Annotated in this window: 1 protein-coding gene; it reads right to left on the reverse strand. The window is 17.7% G+C overall.

What is annotated here, in order from left to right; translation table 11 throughout:
• On the reverse strand, positions 1-550 hold a 550-nt coding region (locus tag RI01_RS02495; RefSeq protein ID WP_034735215.1), incomplete at its 3' end, for a hypothetical protein.
• Between the last annotated feature and the right edge of the window lie 161 nt (positions 551-711).

Here is a 711-nt window from a genome sequence, read left to right on the forward strand (position 1 = left end):
AAATTAAAATAGACTCAGATTCATCATCTGAATATGTTTCACTACATTCGATGATAGATGAGAATAATATATCACAACAATTTTCAAAATACTGATTCCAATTTGTAAAAGTATCATGAATTTCGATACTATTATAAATTGAATTTTTCATAATAACTTTTTTAAAATTATTTACAATTGTTAATAAATTTATATTTGAAGATTCTTGAACGGATATTTGACTTTTAAACTTATTTGAAGATGTACAAATAATTATATCAGAACATTTTTGAGTAATATCATTTAATTTTTTAATATCATCAGTATCTATTGCTATCCCTAAATTAAATAAATTAATTCTGTTTAAAACCATGAGAGAAAAATTTTTACAATCCATAAAATTAAATTTCTTATTTTTTACTTCTAAAATTTCACCAGATGATTTTTGTTGTATATTCTTTGTGTTGTGCGCGAAAATTTTATTACTAAATGTTGATAAGGAAAAAATAATAATTAATTTTATTAACATCAAGAAAAATAAATAATTATTTTTAAATAATTTTTTTAACATTTATAAAACTCCTTTTTTTTAATTTTTATCAATAATTGAAATAAAATTTCTTCATGCAATTATTATTTTAACATATCTAATCATATTGCAAATTAAAATATTTTTAAAAAGTTTTTAATTTGAACTTTTTCCTTTTTTTAAACAACTTTTTATTTTAAAAT

Origin of the sequence: Italian clover phyllody phytoplasma str. MA1, assembly GCF_000300695.1 — a bacterium.
GTDB lineage: Bacteria > Bacillota_I > Bacilli_A > Acholeplasmatales > Acholeplasmataceae > Phytoplasma.